At 66.8% G+C, this 17,188-nt stretch carries 15 protein-coding genes; 7 read left to right on the top strand and 8 right to left on the bottom strand.

All coding sequences use genetic code 11. From position 1 onward, the window contains the following. Positions 1 to 282 precede the first annotated feature (282 nt). Entirely contained in the window at positions 283 to 870 is a 588-nt protein-coding gene (locus A2G96_RS25055; RefSeq protein ID WP_231909740.1) for a hypothetical protein, read from the bottom strand. On the opposite strand from A2G96_RS25055, the gene A2G96_RS25060 reads away from it, so the two are divergent. Together A2G96_RS25060 and A2G96_RS25065 are read left to right on the top strand one after the other, a co-directional pair. Next, a complete protein-coding gene (locus tag A2G96_RS25060; RefSeq protein ID WP_231909741.1) occupies positions 850 to 2,130 on the top strand; it encodes an SDR family oxidoreductase in 1,281 nt (426 codons plus the stop codon). The two genes, A2G96_RS25055 and A2G96_RS25060, sit on opposite strands and share 21 nt — an antisense overlap. Then, positions 2,112 to 2,570, top strand: coding sequence for a DUF2269 family protein (locus tag A2G96_RS25065; protein WP_062802899.1), 459 nt, complete (start codon positions 2,112 to 2,114; stop codon positions 2,568 to 2,570). The genes A2G96_RS25060 and A2G96_RS25065 overlap by 19 nt, the downstream gene beginning before the upstream one ends. A gap of 54 nt (positions 2,571 to 2,624) precedes the next feature. Here A2G96_RS25065 and A2G96_RS25070 read toward each other — a convergent pair whose 3' ends face one another. Both A2G96_RS25070 and A2G96_RS25075 read right to left on the bottom strand, forming a co-directional pair. After that, on the bottom strand, positions 2,625 to 2,930 hold the full coding sequence (locus A2G96_RS25070; protein ID WP_012356314.1) for an HAD family hydrolase: 306 nt from the start codon (positions 2,928 to 2,930) through the stop codon (positions 2,625 to 2,627). A gap of 104 nt (positions 2,931 to 3,034) precedes the next feature. Then, complete coding sequence (locus A2G96_RS25075; RefSeq protein WP_062802900.1) at positions 3,035 to 3,976, bottom strand: LysR family transcriptional regulator; 942 nt, start codon at positions 3,974 to 3,976, stop codon at positions 3,035 to 3,037. Positions 3,977 to 4,282: 306 nt separating this feature from the next. On the opposite strand from A2G96_RS25075, the gene A2G96_RS25080 reads away from it, so the two are divergent. The 5 genes from A2G96_RS25080 to fdhF all read left to right on the top strand — a co-directional run bounded on the left by A2G96_RS25080 (position 4,283) and on the right by fdhF (position 12,253). Continuing rightward, positions 4,283 to 5,206, top strand: a complete 924-nt coding sequence (locus A2G96_RS25080; RefSeq protein ID WP_062802901.1) for a LysR family transcriptional regulator — start codon at positions 4,283 to 4,285, stop codon at positions 5,204 to 5,206. A 126-nt stretch (positions 5,207 to 5,332) separates the two neighbouring features. Next, positions 5,333 to 5,551, top strand: a complete 219-nt coding sequence (locus tag A2G96_RS25085) for a hypothetical protein (protein ID WP_062802902.1) — start codon at positions 5,333 to 5,335, stop codon at positions 5,549 to 5,551. Positions 5,552 to 6,181: 630 nt separating this feature from the next. Continuing rightward, the gene (oxlT, locus tag A2G96_RS25095) at positions 6,182 to 7,501 is read left to right on the top strand and encodes an oxalate/formate MFS antiporter (protein WP_062802904.1); all 1,320 of its coding nucleotides are present in this window, start codon (positions 6,182 to 6,184) and stop codon (positions 7,499 to 7,501) included. Positions 7,502 to 7,695: 194 nt separating this feature from the next. Beyond that, positions 7,696 to 9,405, top strand: coding sequence for an NADH-ubiquinone oxidoreductase-F iron-sulfur binding region domain-containing protein (locus A2G96_RS25100; RefSeq protein ID WP_062802905.1), 1,710 nt, complete (start codon positions 7,696 to 7,698; stop codon positions 9,403 to 9,405). 25 nt (positions 9,406 to 9,430) lie between these two features. Next, positions 9,431 to 12,253, top strand: a complete 2,823-nt coding sequence (gene fdhF, locus A2G96_RS25105; protein ID WP_062802906.1) for a formate dehydrogenase subunit alpha — start codon at positions 9,431 to 9,433, stop codon at positions 12,251 to 12,253. Between the two features lie 50 nt (positions 12,254 to 12,303). Here the strand turns inward: fdhF and A2G96_RS25110 are convergent, their stop codons facing one another. The 5 genes from A2G96_RS25110 to A2G96_RS25130 form a co-directional block, all read right to left on the bottom strand. Further along, complete coding sequence (locus tag A2G96_RS25110) at positions 12,304 to 14,403, bottom strand: TonB-dependent siderophore receptor (protein WP_062802907.1); 2,100 nt, start codon at positions 14,401 to 14,403, stop codon at positions 12,304 to 12,306. A 128-nt stretch (positions 14,404 to 14,531) separates the two neighbouring features. Next, the gene (locus tag A2G96_RS25115; RefSeq protein ID WP_062802908.1) at positions 14,532 to 15,578 is read right to left on the bottom strand and encodes an AI-2E family transporter; all 1,047 of its coding nucleotides are present in this window, start codon (positions 15,576 to 15,578) and stop codon (positions 14,532 to 14,534) included. Positions 15,579 to 15,661: 83 nt separating this feature from the next. Continuing rightward, a complete protein-coding gene (locus tag A2G96_RS25120; protein WP_062802909.1) occupies positions 15,662 to 15,886 on the bottom strand; it encodes a DUF2188 domain-containing protein in 225 nt (74 codons plus the stop codon). A gap of 174 nt (positions 15,887 to 16,060) precedes the next feature. After that, the gene (locus tag A2G96_RS25125; RefSeq protein WP_062802910.1) at positions 16,061 to 16,354 is read right to left on the bottom strand and encodes a GYD domain-containing protein; all 294 of its coding nucleotides are present in this window, start codon (positions 16,352 to 16,354) and stop codon (positions 16,061 to 16,063) included. A gap of 239 nt (positions 16,355 to 16,593) precedes the next feature. Next, on the bottom strand, positions 16,594 to 17,115 hold the full coding sequence (locus A2G96_RS25130; RefSeq protein ID WP_062802911.1) for a MarR family winged helix-turn-helix transcriptional regulator: 522 nt from the start codon (positions 17,113 to 17,115) through the stop codon (positions 16,594 to 16,596). Positions 17,116 to 17,188: the final 73 nt, after the last annotated feature.

The raw sequence follows: 17,188 nt of genomic DNA on the forward strand, positions 1-17,188 counted from the left end.
GTCTCTCCGGTTGAGGTGAGCGGGGCGCGGCCGCTGCGGTGAGCAGGCGGTGAAGGAACGACGGCCCGGCCGGGCGCTCGCCGCCGCAACGATCATGCCCGGCTGGCACCAGCGCCAGGGCGCGCGGTGGCGTGGAGCTTGCACGGCTGGTGCTGGGCGTTGCCCGGCGCAACGCAAAGGCCCGCCCGGGCGCGGCGGAAACGGTAAAAGCGGGAGAGCCGTGTGAAATTTACTGGCGCTGCGTGCAGCAGGACGGACACAGACCGCGGGCGGCGGCCGGACTCAAGCCCGTTTGCCGGCGTGCCGCAGCAGCATCGCGCCCAGCGGCAGCGCCAGCCCGAAGGCCACGTAGACCAGTGCCAGCATGCCGGGCGACAGCCGGCGCTCGAAGCCAGGGGTAAGGCGATGGGGCGTGCACTTCAGGTCGACGAAGCACGCAATGCCGGCAATCACCAGGCCGCCGAGCACGCGCGTCGGCGTCGTTGGGTATGCAGCAGGGCGCGCGCCGGGATGGGCATCGCCATGGGTGGCGCTGACGGCCATCGCGCCTTCGTAGAACGCCGCCCAGAACACCGACATCGCATGGTGGATGACATAGCCCAGCACGGTATGCCGCACCGACGGCCGGTTGGTGTGAATGGCCCGGTCGCCCCAGATCCAGTGGCTGACGGCGTTGACGGGCGCGAACGCGCTGCCGCAGTCGACGCTGCCGCCGCAGGCGAGCATGCCGGTGGACAACAGGCTGGCGCAAGTGCCCGAGACCGCGGCGCGGCGCAGCACCGTGGCCGCATCCAGCGCGTGCTGGTGCTCGGCGCCAGCGGCTTTATCGGCCGGCATGCGTGTGCCGCCATGCTGGATGTAGGATTCCATGTGATAGCGGGGGTGCGGCGCGTGCCTGCGCACGATGCACCCGAAGCGCCGCACAGCGGCCATGCCTGCCCGGCAAGCGAATTTCGTGCCGTCGATTTCGCGCGGATGACCGCGGCGGCGGACTGGGCACCGTTGCTGGCCGATGTCGATGCGGTGGTCAATCTCATCGGCATCTTCCGCGAGACCGCGACGCAGCGCTTCGACGTACTGCACCGCGCCGCGCCGCAGGCGCTGTTCGACGCCTGTCTACAGCAGCGCGTGCGGCTGGTGGTGCAGATGTCGGCGCTGGGTGCCGACGAACACGCGCTGACCTGTTTCCACCGCAGCAAGCGCACGGCCGACCAGCACCTGCTAAGCCTCGGCATCGATGCCGTGGTGCTGCAGCCATCGCTGGTGTTCGGTGCCGACGGCACCAGTGCGCAGCTGTTCTGCGCGCTGGCGACGCTGCCCTGCCTGGCGCTGCCGGGCGGCGGCAGGCAGCCGGTGCAGCCGGTCCATGTCGACGACGTGGCGCAGGCCATCGTGGCGTTGCTGACCGAGTGGGGCGGCGCAGCGCCCTGGCGCTCGGGCCGGCTTGCGCTGGTGGGCCCGGCGCCGATGCCGCTGGCCGGCTACCTGGACGCGTTGCGCCATGGCCTGGGTTTGCGCGGCAAGGCGTGGCTGTTGCCGCTGCCGCGCGCGCTGGCGCGGGCGGTGATGCCGCTGGCCGAACGCGCCACCGGCGGCGTGCTGGGGCGCGAGGCGCTGACCATGCTGGACCAGGGCAGCGTGGCCGACCCGGCCGGCCTCGCGCGGGTGCTAGGGCGGCCGCCGCGGGCGGTGCCCGCATTCATCCCGCCGGGACTGCGCGGCGCGTTGCGCGCGCAGGCGCTGCAGCGCTGGATCCATCCGCTGCTGCGCTGGAGCCTGGCCTTTGTGTGGATCGTCACCGCCTTGGTTTCGCTGGGGCTGTACCCGGTGGCCGACAGCTACGCGCTGCTGGCGCGCGCGGGCGTGCCGGCGGCGCTGCAGCCGCTGGCGCTGTATGGCGCCGCGCTGCTCGACCTGGCCTTCGGCGTGCTGTGCGTGCTGCCGCGGCGCCCGCGCTGGCTGTGGCTGGCGCAGATCGCGCTGATCCTGGGCTACACAGTAATCATCAGCGTGCGCCTGCCGGAATACTGGCTGCATCCGTATGGCCCGCTCAGCAAGAACGTGCCGATGCTGGCGGTGCTGTGGTGGCTGCACCTGACCGAGGAGCGGACATGGACTACGTCACGCTGAAATGGCTGCATATCCTGTCGGCCACCTTCCTGTTCGGCACCGGCGTGGGCAGCGCCTTCTACCTGGTCGGCGCGACGCTGACGCGCAATGTCCGCACGGTTGGCGCGACCGCGCGCATGGTGGTGATCGCCGACTGGATCTTCACCGCTTCCACTGCCATCCTGCAGCCGCTGACCGGCTATGCGCTGGTGAAGATGGCTGGGTTCTCGTGGACGGTGCCGTGGCTGAAGTGGTCGGTGGTGCTTTACGCCGTCGCCATTGCCTGCTGGCTGCCGGTGGTCTGGCTGCAGAAGCGCATGCGCGACGTGGCGCTGGACTGCACCGGGCCGCAGCTGCCGCGCGTCTACTGGCGCCTGTTCTGGTGGTGGTTCGGGCTGGGCTTTCCGGCGCTGTTCTCGTTCCTGGCCATCTTCTACCTGATGGTGGCCAAGGTCAGCTGAACAAAAAACGGCGAGGCCGCTGTCGCGCGCCTCGCCGTGAACCGATCGGGCCGCTCAGTTGAGATGGCCGACCGCGCGCAGGTACTCGTTCTTTTTCTCGAAGATCAGCCCGCTCAGGAACGCGGCGTCGTAGGCGGCCAGCAGGTGAGGGTGGTGTTCCTCGATATAGCGGGCCACGCGACCCTTTTCGCATTCGATGCCGCACAGCCATTCATACATGGCGGCGTCCCAGCGAAAGCGCAGCCCCAGTTCGATAAAGGCCGCGTTATACGCCGCGAGCTGGGTCTCGCGCGGGATCGGCTGGTTGTCGGCACCGACCGTGATGGCGGCGTGGCGGCTTTCCTGCTGGGCGGGGTTCATGCTGGTCTCCTCGGGTGCGCGCTGGCAGTTGGGTTGAGACAAGCATAGGGAGGGCGAACGATTTACGATAATTAAACTTTCATAGGAAAACCATAAGTCATTATTTATGCATCGTGCCGAACCAGGCCGGTGACCCCGGTGATGGTCTGGATCAGGTCCGCGCCTTCTTCCATCAGAAACTGCTTGAACGCCAGCGCCACCGGCGGCAGCCGCTTGTTCTTGCGGTGCACCACGTACCAGTTGAGCATCACCGGGAAGCCTTCGATATCGAGCACGGCGAGCTTGCCGGCCTGCAGCTCCAGGCCCACGGTATGCGCCGACAGGAAGGCAAGGCCCATGTTGGCGATCACCGCCTGCTTGATGGTTTCGGTGCTCTTGATCTCCATGGCGATGCGCAGGTTCGACAGCCGGCCGGCAAAGCCCTCCTGCATCGAGTTCCAGGTGTCCGAGCCTTTCTCGCGCGAGACAAAGGCCTCGTCGGCGAGTTCGGCCAGCGGGATATTGCGCTTGCCCACCAGCGGATGGCTGGGCGCGGCGACGATCACGTAAGGGTGGGGGGCGAAGGCCTCGTTGATGGTGTCCATACCTTCGGGCGGGCGCACCATTACCGCGAGGTCGGTCAGGTTGCCGGCCAGCTGGTGCAGCAGTTCCTCGCGGTTGTGCACGGCCAGGTTCAGCGTCACGCCCTCGTGGCGGTCCATGAATTCCGCCAGCAGCCGCGGAAAGAAATAATCGCCGGCGCTGATCACCGCGACATTGAGGCGGCCGCCGGAGATGCCCTTGAGCTGCGACATGGCGTCTTCGGCCTCGCGGAACTGCTGGATGATGCTGCGGCTGTAATGCAGCATTTCATGGCCCGCCGGCGTCAGGTAGATCTTCTTGCCGAGCTGCTCGAACAGCGGCAGCCCGACGTGGTGCTCGAGTTGCCGCACCTGGGTCGATACCGCGGGCTGGGTCAGGTGCAGTTCCTCGGCGGCGCGAGAAAAGCTCATATGGCGGGCAACGGTCTCGAAGACCTTCAGCTGCCGCAGCGTGGCGTTCTTCATCCTGCTCCCGTCCTATAAACGATCGGCTATATAAACGATAAAAAACTTTATGCAGTGCTGATCTTAGATTCAAGTAGCATCAATCGTCCGTTCAACATTTCCCCCGAGAATCCGGCACTCCGGCAGCGCAGGAGCCAGCCGCCGGCCATCATCATGGCCGACAACAACGATGGCTGCCCACAGCCACGCAAACCAGGAGACAACCGTGACCGGATTGAACGCAACCGTGCGTGCACCACGGCGCCATGCCGTGCCTGAAGACAGGCTTCGCCTAGGCCATGCCGGCGCGGGGCAGGGGGGCAGGCCATGAATATCTCGCTCCCGCAACTGAAGGCCTTTGCCGCGGTGGCCCGGCACAAGAGCTTTACCCGCGCCGCGGTGGAACTGGGCCTGACGCAATCCGCGGTCAGCCGCAGCGTGCGCGAGCTGGAAGAAGAGATCGACCAGCGCCTGTTCGACCGCACCACGCGCCAGGTGGAGCTGACCGACGCCGGCCAGCACCTGTCGCAGCGCATCTGCCACCTGATCGAGGAAGTGGAGCAGACCCTGCGCGACAGCCAGAGCGCCAGCCGCCCCTGCCAGGGCCTGGTGCAGATCGCGTCGGACCCGGTGCTGAGTTCGATGTCGCTGCCGACCTGGCTGGCCGGTTGCAGGCAGGCGTGGCCGGCGATCGCCATCCACCTGAAGGACCGCTCGCAGGAATCGGTGCTGCAGAGCGTGCGCAGCGGCGAGGTCGACTTCGGCATCGCCACCGATCCGCGTGCCGGCGACGACCTGTATTGCGAGCCCTTGTGCGTCGACCCGTATCACGCCGTGCTGCCCGCCAAGCACCCGCTGGCCCAGCACGACACCGTAGGGTGGGACGACCTGTGCGATGCCAGCGTGCTGACGCTGGACCAGCAATGCGGCGTGCAGCCCGTGGTGGAAAAGGCGCTCAGCAGCTATCACGTGCGCGCCGGCTCGCTGCAGTTGCTGGGCCATTTCGCCGCGGTGTTCGGCATGGTGGCGCTGGGGCTGGGCATCGGCGTGGTGCCTTCGCGGGCCCAGGCCGGCGGCATGCATCCCGCCGCCGTGATGCGGCCGCTGCGGCCACAGGTGACATCGACGGTGATGCTGGTGCGGCGCAAGAGCCGGTCGCTCAAGCCCAACGCTGCGGCGATCTGGGACGCGTTGCGCGGCCAGGAGTACCAGGAGCCTCCGGTCCGCAAGCGCGAACCGACGACGGTCTGACAGGGCGTGGGCGTGTGTTGGATTAGTGCATCACCTCTATTGATATATTACATACAGGATATTTACACATAGTGCGGCGCAGCATATAATGAAAACTCCTGATCACAACGCTACTGGAGTTTTCAAATGGAAGTCGCTCTTCTCGTCGCCCTTGGCCTGGCCCTGATTGCTGTCGGTGTGGGCGTGACCACGCTGCTGGCCACGCGCCTGCCCATGGATGTGCTGGTCACCGCGCAGGACCACGGCCGCTTCGCTGGCCTGGGCTCGGACCAGCACAGCGACGGCGTGGGCCGCGCCAGCGCGTCGCGCATCGTGCCTGCGGCTGGCGAACTCGCCTATGCCTGAAGCCGCCAGGCGCGCGGCGCGTTCGCGCTGAAGCGCTGAAGGCAAGGGCTGTAGCGGCCGGCATCCCTTGCGACCATCACGGCGAGCACGGCCGCCCATTCCCTCTTCACAGCCTCCTCTTTCTCCCTGTTCGCAATAGCGAACGCCTTGGCGCCTCCTTGCGCGCTGTCCACCATCGGCACCGAGCGTGCCAGGCCCCGCGTGGATTCCCCGACATTCCATATCGATACGGACACGGCCGGACATCCATGTCTGCATCTAGGGACTTTCCCCAACCGATCGTTTTCCCGGTTTTTCGATGGCGCGATCCCCGGCATGCTTGCGGATGCCGTGCGCTGGCCGATTTATCACCAACCGCAAGGCAACTGCTTGATTTTCAAGGACTCTTGATGCTGCCGGAACAGCCATTGATGCAGCTTGCGCACCAGTCGCAGGCGCTCCGTGGCGGCTACGGCACCAGGTAACGCGGCTGCATGCTGCACAGCCGCGACGAATACGCTTGACTTACCTGATATATCACATACCGTATAGCACTAGAACGGCTCAGCTGTTCTTCAACCGAGAGTCACGCAGAGGCGTCTGAAGGCGCCCATCTTCCACCTTGGCGGTTCGCCGCTATAAGGAGACATCATGGAATTGCAGCAGAGGGAGTCCACGTCGCGCTTTGCGTCGCCGTGGGTGCAACTGGTATTCGGCGTGATCTGCATGGCGATGATCGCCAACATGCAGTACGGCTGGACCCTGTTCGTCAACCCGATCGACGACAAATACGGCTGGGGCCGTACCGCGATCCAGGTCGCATTCACCATCTTCGTCGTTACCGAAACCTGGCTGGTGCCGATCGAGGGCTACCTGGTCGACAAGTATGGCCCGCGCCCGGTGGTGGTGGGCGGCGGCCTGCTGTGCGCAGTGGCCTGGGCGCTGAACTCGGTGGCGTCATCGCTGCCCATGCTTTACGTCGCGGCGGCCATCGGCGGCCTGGGCGCGGGCGCGGTGTATGGCACCTGCGTGGGCAATGCGCTGAAGTGGTTCCCGAATCGCCGCGGCCTAGCGGCGGGGATCACCGCGGCGGGCTTCGGCGCCGGCTCGGCACTGACCGTGGTGCCGATCGCCAACATGATCAAGACCTCGGGCTATGAAGCGGCCTTCCTGTGGTTTGGGCTGGGCCAGGGGCTGGTGGTGTTCATCCTCGGCATGGCCCTGTACCCGCCGTCGGCCAAGATCCTGAGCGAGGTCAAGACCACGCTGAAGACTGCCGCCACCTACAACGCATCGCCGCGCGAGGTGCTGAAGTCGCCGATCTTCTGGGTCATGTACGCGATGTTCGTGATGATGGCCGCCGGCGGCCTGATGGCGACCGCGCAGCTGGGCCCGATCGCCAAGGACTTCGGCCTGCACGAGGCGCCGATCTCCATCCTCGGCCTGACGCTGCCGGCGCTGACCTTCGCACTGACCATCGACCGCGTGCTCAATGGCCTGACGCGTCCGTTCTTCGGCTGGATCTCCGACCATATCGGCCGTGAACGCACCATGTTCTTCGCCTTCGCGGTCGAGGCCGTCGGCATCCTGCTGCTGTCGAAGTACGGGCACCATCCGGTCGCGTTCGTGATCCTGACGGGGGTGGTGTTCTTCGCCTGGGGCGAGATCTACAGCCTGTTCCCGGCCACCTGCGGCGACACCTTCGGGCCCAAGTTTGCCGCCACCAACGCCGGCCTGCTGTACACCGCCAAGGGCACGGCGGCGTTGCTGGTGCCGTTCTCCAGCGTGATCACCGCCGCCACCGGCAGCTGGCATGCGGTCTTCATGGTGGCCGCGGGCATGGCGGCACTGACCGCGGCGATGGCGCTGTTCGTGCTCAAGCCGATGCGCGAAGCCCATGCCCGCAAGTACGTGCATGCCAACACCGCTGCGCCGATGGGTTACCGTACCGTGCCCGAAGACCTGACCTGATGAAGAAAGCAGTACGGCGCCGATAGGCGCCGACAGGCGCCAGCAGTACCCGGGCGCGTGCGGCTGCGATGCCTGCACAGCCGCCGCGCGCGATAGAGCACAATACGACAACAACAAGGCACGACAGGAGGGCGGCCCGCCGGGCGCCTTCCTGATCGCGCAGCGCAACCCCACAAACAACATCCAGGCACGCCATGAACCAGGTTGTCATTCCCCTCGAGGCCACCGGCCTCAGCCGGCAGCGCAAGCGCCGCCAGCCCAAGGGCCGGCAGGTCGACGCGGCCGCGCTGGCCGAAGTGCGCGTGGCGCTGGGCGACATGCCCCGCCGGCGCGACCTGCTGATCGAACACCTGCACTGCATCAACGACCGCTACGGCCAGCTTGCCATGCCGCACCTGGTGGCGCTGGCCAGCGAGCTGCGGCTGTCGATGACCGAGGTCTACGAGGTCGCCACCTTCTACCACCACTTCGACGTGGTGCGCGAGGATGCCGACGGCCAGATCGCGCCGCCGCCGGCGCTGACCGTGCGCGTATGCGAGGGCATTGCCTGCGAGCTGGCCGGCGCGCAGGCGCTGATCGACAAGCTGCCGGCGCTGCTCGGCACCGAGGTGCGCGTGATCGCCGCCCCCTGCATCGGCCGCTGCGAGAAGGCGCCCGCCGCGCTGGTCGGGCAGAACCCGGTCGACCATGCTACCGCCGAGGCCATCGGCACCGCGGTGCAGGCCAAGGCGGTGCGCCATGCGCCCGAACCCCATATCGACTACGACGCCTACCGGCGCGACGGCGGCTATGCCTTGCTGAAGGACCTGGCCGGCGGCGGGCTCGACCCGGCCGCGGTGCTGGCCACGATGGAAGATTCCGGCCTGCGCGGCCTGGGCGGAGCGGGCTTCCCGACCGGGCGCAAATGGCGCATCGTGCGTGGCGAAGCCGCGCCGCGGCTGATGGCGGTCAATATCGACGAGGGCGAGCCCGGCACCTTCAAGGACCGGGTCTACCTGGAACGCGATCCGCACCGCTTCCTCGAAGGCATGCTGATCGCGGCGCACGTGGTCGACGTGGCGGCGATCTACATCTACCTGCGCGACGAATATGCCGGCTGCCGCGCGCTGCTGGCCGAAGCCTTGCAGCAGCTGCAGCAGGACCCGCCGGTCCCCGGCCTGCCGCGCATCGAGCTGCGCCGCGGCGCGGGCGCGTATATCTGCGGCGAAGAATCGGCCATGATCGAATCGATCGAAGGCAAGCGCGGCATGCCGCGGCTGCGCCCGCCCTATGTGGCGCAGGTGGGGCTGTTCGGCCGGCCCACGCTGGAGCACAACTTCGAAACCCTGTACTGGGTGCGCGACATCATCGAGAAGGGCGCCGAGTGGTTTGCCTCGCAAGGGCGCAACGGGCGCAAGGGCCTGCGTTCGTTCTCGGTCTCGGGCCGGGTCAAGCGCCCCGGCGTGCACCTGGCGCCGGCCGGGATCACGGTGCGCGAGCTGATCGACGAATACTGCGGCGGCATGCTCGACGGCCATGCGTTCTACGGCTACCTGCCCGGCGGCGCGTCGGGCGGCATCCTGCCGGCGGCGCTGGGCAATATCCCGCTCGACTTCGACACGCTGCAGCCCTACGGCTGCTTTATCGGCTCGGCCGCGATCGTGATCCTGTCCGACCACGACAGCGCCACGCAGGCGGCGCGCAACCTGATGCATTTCTTCAAGCACGAGTCGTGCGGCCAATGCACGCCGTGCCGCACCGGCACGGCCAAGACGCTCGACCTGATCCGCCAGCCGAAGTGGGACCTGGCGGCGCTGGACGACCTGTCCGCGGTGATGCGCGATGCCTCGATCTGCGGCCTGGGACAGGCCGCGCCGAATCCCGTCGACTGCGTGATCAAGTACTTCCCGCACGAACTGGCCTGATGCCGGCCGAGCCTGAGAGACAGACATGAATGCACTGACCCGCGCCGAACGCGCGCTAGTCGAATCCGCCGAGCCAGCCGTTACCTTTACCCTCAACGGCCGTGAAGTCAGCGCGCAGCCCGGCGAAAGCCTGCTGAAGGTGGCGCAGCGCGAAGGCTTCGACGTGCCGCACCTGTGCTACAAGGACGGCCTCGAGCCCGCCGGCAATTGCCGCGCCTGCATGGTCGAGATCCAGGGCGAGCGCGTGCTGGCGCCGTCCTGCTGCCGCTATCCCACTGCAGGCATGCAGGTGCAGACCGAATCCGAGCGCGCCCGCCGCGCCCAGCGCACCGTGCTGGAACTGCTGCAGTCGGACATGCCGGAAGCGGAATACACGCGCAACAACGAGCTTGACCAATGGGCCGCCCGGCTGGAAGTCGGCAAGCCGCGCTTCGCCCCGCGCGAACGCGTGGCGGCGGACCTGTCGCACCCGGCCATCGCGGTCAACCTCGATGCCTGCATCCAGTGCACCCGCTGCCTGCGCGCCTGCCGCGACGAACAGGTCAACGACGTGATCGGCCTGGCGCTGCGCGGCGACGATGCGCGTATCGTGTTCGACATGGACGACCCGATGGGCGCGTCCACCTGCGTCGCCTGCGGCGAATGCGTGCAGGCCTGCCCGACCGGCGCGCTGATGCCCGCGCGCGATGCCGCGCTGGCGGTGCCCGACAAGCAGGTGGAATCGGTGTGCCCGTATTGCGGCGTCGGTTGCCAGCTGACCTACAACGTCAAGGACAACCGCATCCTGTTCGTCGAAGGGCGCGATGGCCCGGCCAACCACCGGCGCCTGTGCGTGAAGGGCCGCTACGGCTTCGACTATGTCCAGCATCCGCAGCGGCTGACGGTGCCGCTGGTGCGCCGCGACGGCGTGCCGAAGCAGGGCGATTTCGTCATGGACCCGGACCACGTCATGGACGTGTTCCGCGAGGCCAGCTGGGAAGAAGCGCTGGCGCTGGCCGGCGGCAAGCTCGCGCAGATCCGCGATACGCATGGCAAGCGCGCGCTGGCCGGGTTTGGCTCGGCCAAGGGCAGCAATGAAGAGGCCTACCTGTTCCAGAAGCTGGTGCGCACCGGCTTCGGCAGCAACAACGTCGACCACTGCACGCGGCTGTGCCACGCCTCGTCGGTGGCGGCGCTGCTGGAAGGGATCGGCTCGGGCGCGGTGTCGAACCCCGTAATGGATGTCGACAAGGCCGAGGTGGTGATCGTGATCGGCGCCAACCCGACCGTGAACCACCCGGTCGCGGCCAGCTGGATCAAGAATGCAGTGAAGAACGGCACCAAGCTGATCGTGGCCGATCCGCGCCGCTCCGACCTGGCGCGCTTCGCCTGGTGCTTCCTGCAGTTCAAGCCCGATGCCGACGTGGCGCTGCTCAACGCGATGATGCATGTGATCGTCAACGAGGGGCTGGTCGACCAGGACTTCATCGACAGCCGCACCATCGGCTTCGACGAACTGCAGCGCAACGTGGCCGCGTACAGCCCCGAGCTGATGGCGCCGATCTGCGGCATCGACGCCGAAACCATCCGCGAGGTCGCGCGCGTCTATGCCACCGCCAAGAGTTCGATGATCCTGTGGGGCATGGGCGTGTCGCAGCACGTGCACGGCACCGACAACGCGCGCTGCCTGATCGCGCTGGCGCTGATGACGGGCCAGATCGGCCGGCCCGGCACCGGGCTGCATCCGCTGCGCGGGCAGAACAACGTGCAGGGCGCTTCCGACGCGGGGCTGATCCCGATGATGTATCCGGACTACCGGCGCGTCGACGATCCGCTGGCGATCGCCAGCTTCGAGGCGCTGTGGGGCATGCCGCTGGACCGCCAGCCCGGGCTGACCGTGGTCGAGGTGATGCAGGCGATCGAGCGCGGCGAAGTGCGCGGCATGTACATCATGGGCGAGAACCCGGCGATGTCCGATCCCGACGCCGAGCATGCGCGCGCAGCACTGGCCTCGCTCGACCACCTGGTGGTGCAGGACATCTTCCTGACCGAGACCGCATACCTGGCCGATGTGGTGCTGCCGGCCTCGGCCTTCCCCGAAAAGACCGGCACCTTCACCAACACCGACCGCACCGTGCAGCTCGGCCGGCAGGCGCTGAATCCGCCGGGGCAGGCGCGCCAGGACCTGTGGATCGTCCAGCAGATGGCGGCGCAGCTGGGGCTGGACTGGCGCTACGACAGCGTCGAGGACGTGTTCAACGAGATGCGGCAGGCGATGCCGAGCATCGGAGGCGTGACCTGGGAGCGGCTGGAGCGCGAACACGCGGTGACGTATCCGTGCAAGGAAGAGGGCGATCCGGGCGAGCCGGTGATCTTCACCGACAGCTTCCCGACCGCGACCGGGCGGGGCCGTTTTGTGCCGGCCGATATCATCCCGGCGGCGGAGCGGCCGGATGCCGACTACCCGATGGTGCTGATCACCGGGCGCCAGCTCGAGCACTGGCACACCGGCAGCATGACACGGCGCGCCGGCGTGCTCGACGCGATCGAACCCGATCCGGTGGCGCTGGTGCATCCGCTGGACCTCGACGCGCTCGGCGGCACGCCGGGCGGCGTGGTCACGCTGTCGTCGCGGCGCGGCGAAGTCAGGCTCTATGCCCGCGCCGATGCCGGCACGCCGCGCGGCGCCGTGTTCGTGCCGTTCTGCTACTACGAGGCGGCGATCAACAAGCTGACCAACCCGGCGCTGGACCCGTTCGGCAAGATTCCCGAGTTCAAGTATTGCGCGATCAGGATGACGGCGGGCGGAGCGGTGCCGGTGCAGTCCAGCTATGGCGGCGGGCAGATCCTCGAGCCCGCTTCGGCCTAGCCGCGAGGAACGGTGGTGTTTCGCATTGCCAGCGGGACACCACCCCTGCCTCAATAATTCATGGTCACATTGAGCATGGCGACGCGCGGATTGCCCACCGGCAGCACGTTGTTGTTCAGGCCGCCGGCGTAGTACATCTTGTCGAACACGTTCTTGACGTTGAATGCCGCGCGCCAGTGCGAGGCCACGTAGCCGACGGCAACATCGGCGACGGCGTAGCCCGGCACGGTGTAGTTGAAGCTGTAGCCGCGCTTGGCGCTCTCGCCGCGCATCCCGGCCCCGACATACCAGCCGGCCAGCGCGCCACGCAGGCGATACTGGCTCCACACCGAGAAGCTGTGCCGCGGCACGCTGTTCAGCGGCTTGCCGACGTTGGCGGCGGTGGTGTCCTCGGTAACTTCGCTGGCGATATAGGCATACGCCGCCGACACGCTGAGGCCATTGCCGAGATCCTGCGTCAGTTCCAGTTCCAGCCCGCGCGAGCGCTGTTCGCCGACGGCCACGCTGAAGCCCGTATTGACCGGGTCGCTGCTGAGCACGTTGGTGCGCGTCAGGTCGAATGCGGCCAGCGTCAGCAGGCCGGTCTTGCCTGGCATGTCGAACTTGACGCCCACCTCGTACTGGCGGCCCTTCTCGGGCTTGAAGGTGGCGCCGCTGGCATCGGTGCCGGCGTTCGGCAAAAACGACGTGGCGAAGCTCGCGTACGGCCGTGCCCAGTTGGTCAGGTCGTACATCACGCCCGCGCTGCCGGTGACGGCGTTGCTGTCGTTGGTGAAGCGCGATGATGCCAGCCGGTCGGTGGTGCCGGTCCGCGCGGATTCGTAGCGCACGCCGCCGGTCACGGTCCAGCGCTCGCCCAGGCGAACCTGGTCGCGCAGGTAGAGGCCGAGCGCGTCCAGCGTATCGGTCGCATCCAGGTTATAGGCGGACGGGCAGTTGATGCTGGCGCCATAGACCGGGTTGTAGACGTTCAGCGCGGCGACGCGGCAGGTCTTCTGCAGGCGGGCTTCCCTGGTATGCCGGTAGTCGATGCCGAAGGTCACGCTGTGGGCTTGTCCCGTGAACGCAAAGGTCCGCTGCACGTTGGTGTCGACGCCGAACGAATTGCCCGAAAAATTCTGCTGCGTGCCGCTGCGGTTCATCGACTGGCTGTTGAGTGCCATGGTGCCGGCCGATACCAGCGTGCCGGTCAGCGACGAGGTCTGGTAGCGCAGGTTCTGGTTCAGGGTCCAGCCCGAGTCGAAGCGGTGCGTCAGCGCGTAGCCGATGCGGTTCTGCTCGCCGTCATAGGACGGCGCATTCGGTTCGCCGATAAAGCGGTTGGCCGGGACCACGCCATTGCGGTTCGGCACCAGCGTGCCATTGACGGGCAGGCCCTGCTGGCGCACGTAGTTGCGCTGGTTGTGGCTGGCCAGGATGGTGAAGTCGGTGCGGGCGCCAAGGTCGAGCGTCAGCGACGGCGCGAGCCACCGGTTGCGATACCAGACGAAGTCGGTCGGATCGTCGCTGTTCATCATCAGCCCGTTCAGGCGGAACGCGGCCTTGCTGTCCTTGGCCAGAGGCGTGCCCACGTCGACCGTCATCTGCCGGAAGCCATAGTTGCCGACGGTCAGGCCCAGCTCGCCGAACAGTTCCGCGCGCGGGCGCTTGCTGACCATGTTGACCAGACCGCCGGGCTGCACCGCGCCGAACAGTATCGAGGCCGGCCCCTTGAGCACTTCCACGCGCTCCACGCCGAACAGCTCCTGCGCCACGCGGTTGTTGCTGTCGACCAGCAGTCCGTCGGCAAAGATCGATTCCGAGGCACGCTGGCCGCGGATGATGAAGTCGTCCCAGCCGCGCCGGCCATAGGTGTTGGTGACCACGCCGGCCGAGTTCTGCAGCGCGTCGCTGAGGTTCTGTGCCTGCTGGCTGTCGAGCAGGTCGCGCGTGATCACGGTGATCGATTGCGCGGCGTCGGCCGCCGATTCCCCCGACTTGGTCACGCCGGCCGCGCGCCGCGTGGCGAAACCGAGGTCAGTCTGGCCGTCATCGGCGGCGCTGACCGTTACGGCTGGCAGCGTGGCAACGTCTTCGGCGGCATGGGAGGCAACGGCAGGCAGCAGCAGGGAACTGGCGGCGGCAGGGATGGCAAGACGGCGGAAAAGCATGACGGCCCGGGGCGAAAGCAAAGGCCGAATAATAAATGAGAATAATTCTTGTTTCTAGGGATTTTATCGACCCGTTGCCGGTTGCTTCGTCAACATGCGGGCACGGCGAGATGGCAGCGTGACCCCGGTCACATGGTGTCGTCGCGATCCTCGATCACCGACATATGCCAGCACGACATAAACAGCGCGGCAATCAGCGGACCTATGACAAAGCCGTTGATGCCGAACACCGACATGCCGCCCAGGGTCGAGATCAGCACGACCCAGTCCGGCAGCTTGGTGTCCTTGCCGACCAGGATGGGGCGCAGCACGTTGTCCACCGCGCCAATCACCAGAGTGCCGATGGCAATCAGTGCGATGCCTTTCCAGACCGGGCCGGCCAGCAGGAAGTAAATCGCGGCGGGGCCCCAGACCAGCGCGGCGCCGACGGCCGGCAGCAGTGACAGGAACGCCATCAGCGTGCCCCACAGCAACGCGCCGTTGATGCCCAGCAGCAGGAACATCAGGCCGCCCAGTATCCCCTGCACAGCAGCTACCACCACGTTGCCCTTGACCGTGGCGCGGACCACGGTGGTGAAGCGGCCGACCAGCCGGCGGGTGTGCGCGTCGCTCAGCGGCATGGCCTCGCGGAAGCGATGGGAAATCACCGCACCGTCACGCAGCAGGAAAAACACCAGGTACAGCATCACGCCCAGGCCGACGGCGAATTGCAGCGTGTTCTGGCCAATGGCTACGGCCTGGGCCGCCATGAACTGGCTGATGCGGGCGGCACCTTCGGTCAGCTTCGCCTGCAACCCGGCTACGTCGGCGAGTCCGATCTCGTTCAGCCAGGCTTCGACCGAAGCCGGCAGAGCCTGCACGGCGGTCTGGAAGTATTGCCCGAAGTCCCATTTGCCGGTCTTGATCTGCTGGTAGGCAAAGGCCGCTTCCTGCGCCAGCGTGGCGATCATCAGGAATACCGGGACAATCGCCATCAGCACGCAGACCAGCAGCGTGGTCAGCGCGGCGAGATTTTCCCGGTTGCGGAATCGCACCGTCAGCTTGCGGTGCATGGGGTGAAACAGGATGGCCAGTATCGTGCCCCACAGGATCGCGCTGTAGAAGGGCAACAATATCCAGATAAACGCAATGGTGACGGCGGCCAGAAGGATGTAAAAACCTTTCAAATTGCGCATCGGGTAGTCCGCGATTAGAGTCATCCAGGCACGATGCCGATGGTGCCCTGCACGATGGTACCCTGCTCGGGGTTTCCCTTCCATTACCCGTCGCTGTCACCGGGAGCGTTGCCGAAGGAATTGCGCTCCATGATCTGGTGATCTTTCCCATGGATCAGCAACTCGACCTTTGCGCGCCGGGCTTTTTCCATGCCGGTAGCGATCGCATGGTCCATCGACGTGAATCGCTGCTGGTTGCCGGAGCGGCCTTCCGCTTCGACGGCCCAGCCGTTATGGGTCGGCACGACATGGATGTTCTTGCCTGGCATGGCGCTCTCCGGAAGTTGGCAGTATGAGTGTCAGCGCTGTGCCGCGGCCGAGGTATCGGGCGCCGTCTGACAAGGCCGTCGGATATCCGGAAAGCGCACGAGCCAGCAGCAACAACGCCCGCCAGGCGCCATGGCGGGCGTTTTTCATGACAAGGACAGGGTGCCAGGGGCGGCTCAGCTGATCTTGTCGATAATCCCCTGCATCTCGTCGACGTTGAAGGCGCGCAGCGTTTGCGTGCGCACGTTGCCCAGCGCGCCGACCGCGAGGCCGAATGCGGTCATGCTGGCGTCATCCTGGGCCTCGACGGTCAGCACGATGTCGTATTTGCCCAGGGTCCAGTAGATGTCTTTCATCTGCACCCCGAAGCGCGCGCCCATCTCGCGCACCGCGGCGGCGCGCCTGGTGGTGTCCTTGACGGCGCGGATGCCCTGGTCGGTGAAGCTGGCTAGCACGATATAGCGGGTCATGGCGGGATCTCCGGTAAGGATCGATCGAACGCCGTCCCGGCTGCGCGCACGCGACCGATCGCAGCAGCCAGCCGGGGCAGTGGTCCAGGGCATCCCGGCGCAGCGCCGGGGCCTGAGCAACCCCACACCGATGCATATCGCGCGCCAGCCGGTGTGGCACGCCGCGCAGCGGCGGATGCCGGGGTGCATGCCATTGCGCTGCAGCACGCTTTGTATCAGTTCTGATACAGCGATCCGCCTTAGTCCTGTGCCGGCCCGCTGTCGCCAACCTCCGGCGCGTCAAGCGCGCGCATGTTGTCCAGCAGCTTCAGCAGGTAATGCAGCGTGTGCGTCAGGTCATTGGTGGAAAAGCCGTCCAGCGCCTGCTCGTAGTACTGCCGGATCTTCGGCTGCGCCTGGTGCAGCCACACCTCGCGGCCCGGCTCGCTCATCCGCACCAGCCGCGAGCGGCGGTCGCGCCCGTCGGGCGCCAGCGTGACGTGGCCGTCCCGTTCCATCCGGCTGACCAGTCCGGACAGGTTCTGGCGGCTCACCATCAGGTAGCGGGCGAGGTCGCCGACGCTCATGCCATCGGCGGCTTCTGGCCGCGACAGCGCGCCCAGCACCGCCCACTGCTGTGTCGTCAAGCCTTCCGCTTCGACGGCTCGCGAGCCGGTTTTATGCAACATGTTTGCGCATTGGTACAGGCGGAAGAACAGCCGGTTGGCCAGTTCCATGCGCGCGTTGGTCGGGAGTTCGCCTACCTGGTCGGGGTTAACCATAGTGATTTCCAAAGGATAGCGGCCTTGCACACGGGGTCGGTCGCACCTAGTATACGTCAATATATTTACGTAA

It is taken from the genome of Cupriavidus nantongensis (assembly GCF_001598055.1).
Taxonomy (GTDB): Bacteria; Pseudomonadota; Gammaproteobacteria; order Burkholderiales; family Burkholderiaceae; genus Cupriavidus; species Cupriavidus nantongensis.

What these genes read in the sequence shown, in the direction of transcription:
- A2G96_RS25060 (WP_231909741.1), top strand. Translation starts at nt 850, where the DNA reads ATGCTGGATGTAGGATTCCATGTGATAGCGGGGGTGCGGCGCGTGCCT.
- fdhF (WP_062802906.1), top strand. Translation starts at nt 9,431, where the DNA reads ATGAATGCACTGACCCGCGCCGAACGCGCGCTAGTCGAATCCGCCGAG.
- A2G96_RS25080 (WP_062802901.1), top strand. Translation starts at nt 4,283, where the DNA reads ATGAATATCTCGCTCCCGCAACTGAAGGCCTTTGCCGCGGTGGCCCGG.
- A2G96_RS25075 (WP_062802900.1), bottom strand. Translation starts at nt 3,976, where the DNA reads ATGAAGAACGCCACGCTGCGGCAGCTGAAGGTCTTCGAGACCGTTGCC.
- A2G96_RS25055 (WP_231909740.1), bottom strand. Translation starts at nt 870, where the DNA reads ATGGAATCCTACATCCAGCATGGCGGCACACGCATGCCGGCCGATAAA.
- A2G96_RS25125 (WP_062802910.1), bottom strand. Translation starts at nt 16,354, where the DNA reads ATGACCCGCTATATCGTGCTAGCCAGCTTCACCGACCAGGGCATCCGC.
- A2G96_RS25120 (WP_062802909.1), bottom strand. Translation starts at nt 15,886, where the DNA reads ATGCCAGGCAAGAACATCCATGTCGTGCCGACCCATAACGGCTGGGCC.
- A2G96_RS25085 (WP_062802902.1), top strand. Translation starts at nt 5,333, where the DNA reads ATGGAAGTCGCTCTTCTCGTCGCCCTTGGCCTGGCCCTGATTGCTGTC.
- oxlT (WP_062802904.1), top strand. Translation starts at nt 6,182, where the DNA reads ATGGAATTGCAGCAGAGGGAGTCCACGTCGCGCTTTGCGTCGCCGTGG.
- A2G96_RS25110 (WP_062802907.1), bottom strand. Translation starts at nt 14,403, where the DNA reads ATGCTTTTCCGCCGTCTTGCCATCCCTGCCGCCGCCAGTTCCCTGCTG.
- A2G96_RS25065 (WP_062802899.1), top strand. Translation starts at nt 2,112, where the DNA reads ATGGACTACGTCACGCTGAAATGGCTGCATATCCTGTCGGCCACCTTC.
- A2G96_RS25130 (WP_062802911.1), bottom strand. Translation starts at nt 17,115, where the DNA reads ATGGTTAACCCCGACCAGGTAGGCGAACTCCCGACCAACGCGCGCATG.
- A2G96_RS25100 (WP_062802905.1), top strand. Translation starts at nt 7,696, where the DNA reads ATGAACCAGGTTGTCATTCCCCTCGAGGCCACCGGCCTCAGCCGGCAG.
- A2G96_RS25070 (WP_012356314.1), bottom strand. Translation starts at nt 2,930, where the DNA reads ATGAACCCCGCCCAGCAGGAAAGCCGCCACGCCGCCATCACGGTCGGT.
- A2G96_RS25115 (WP_062802908.1), bottom strand. Translation starts at nt 15,578, where the DNA reads ATGCGCAATTTGAAAGGTTTTTACATCCTTCTGGCCGCCGTCACCATT.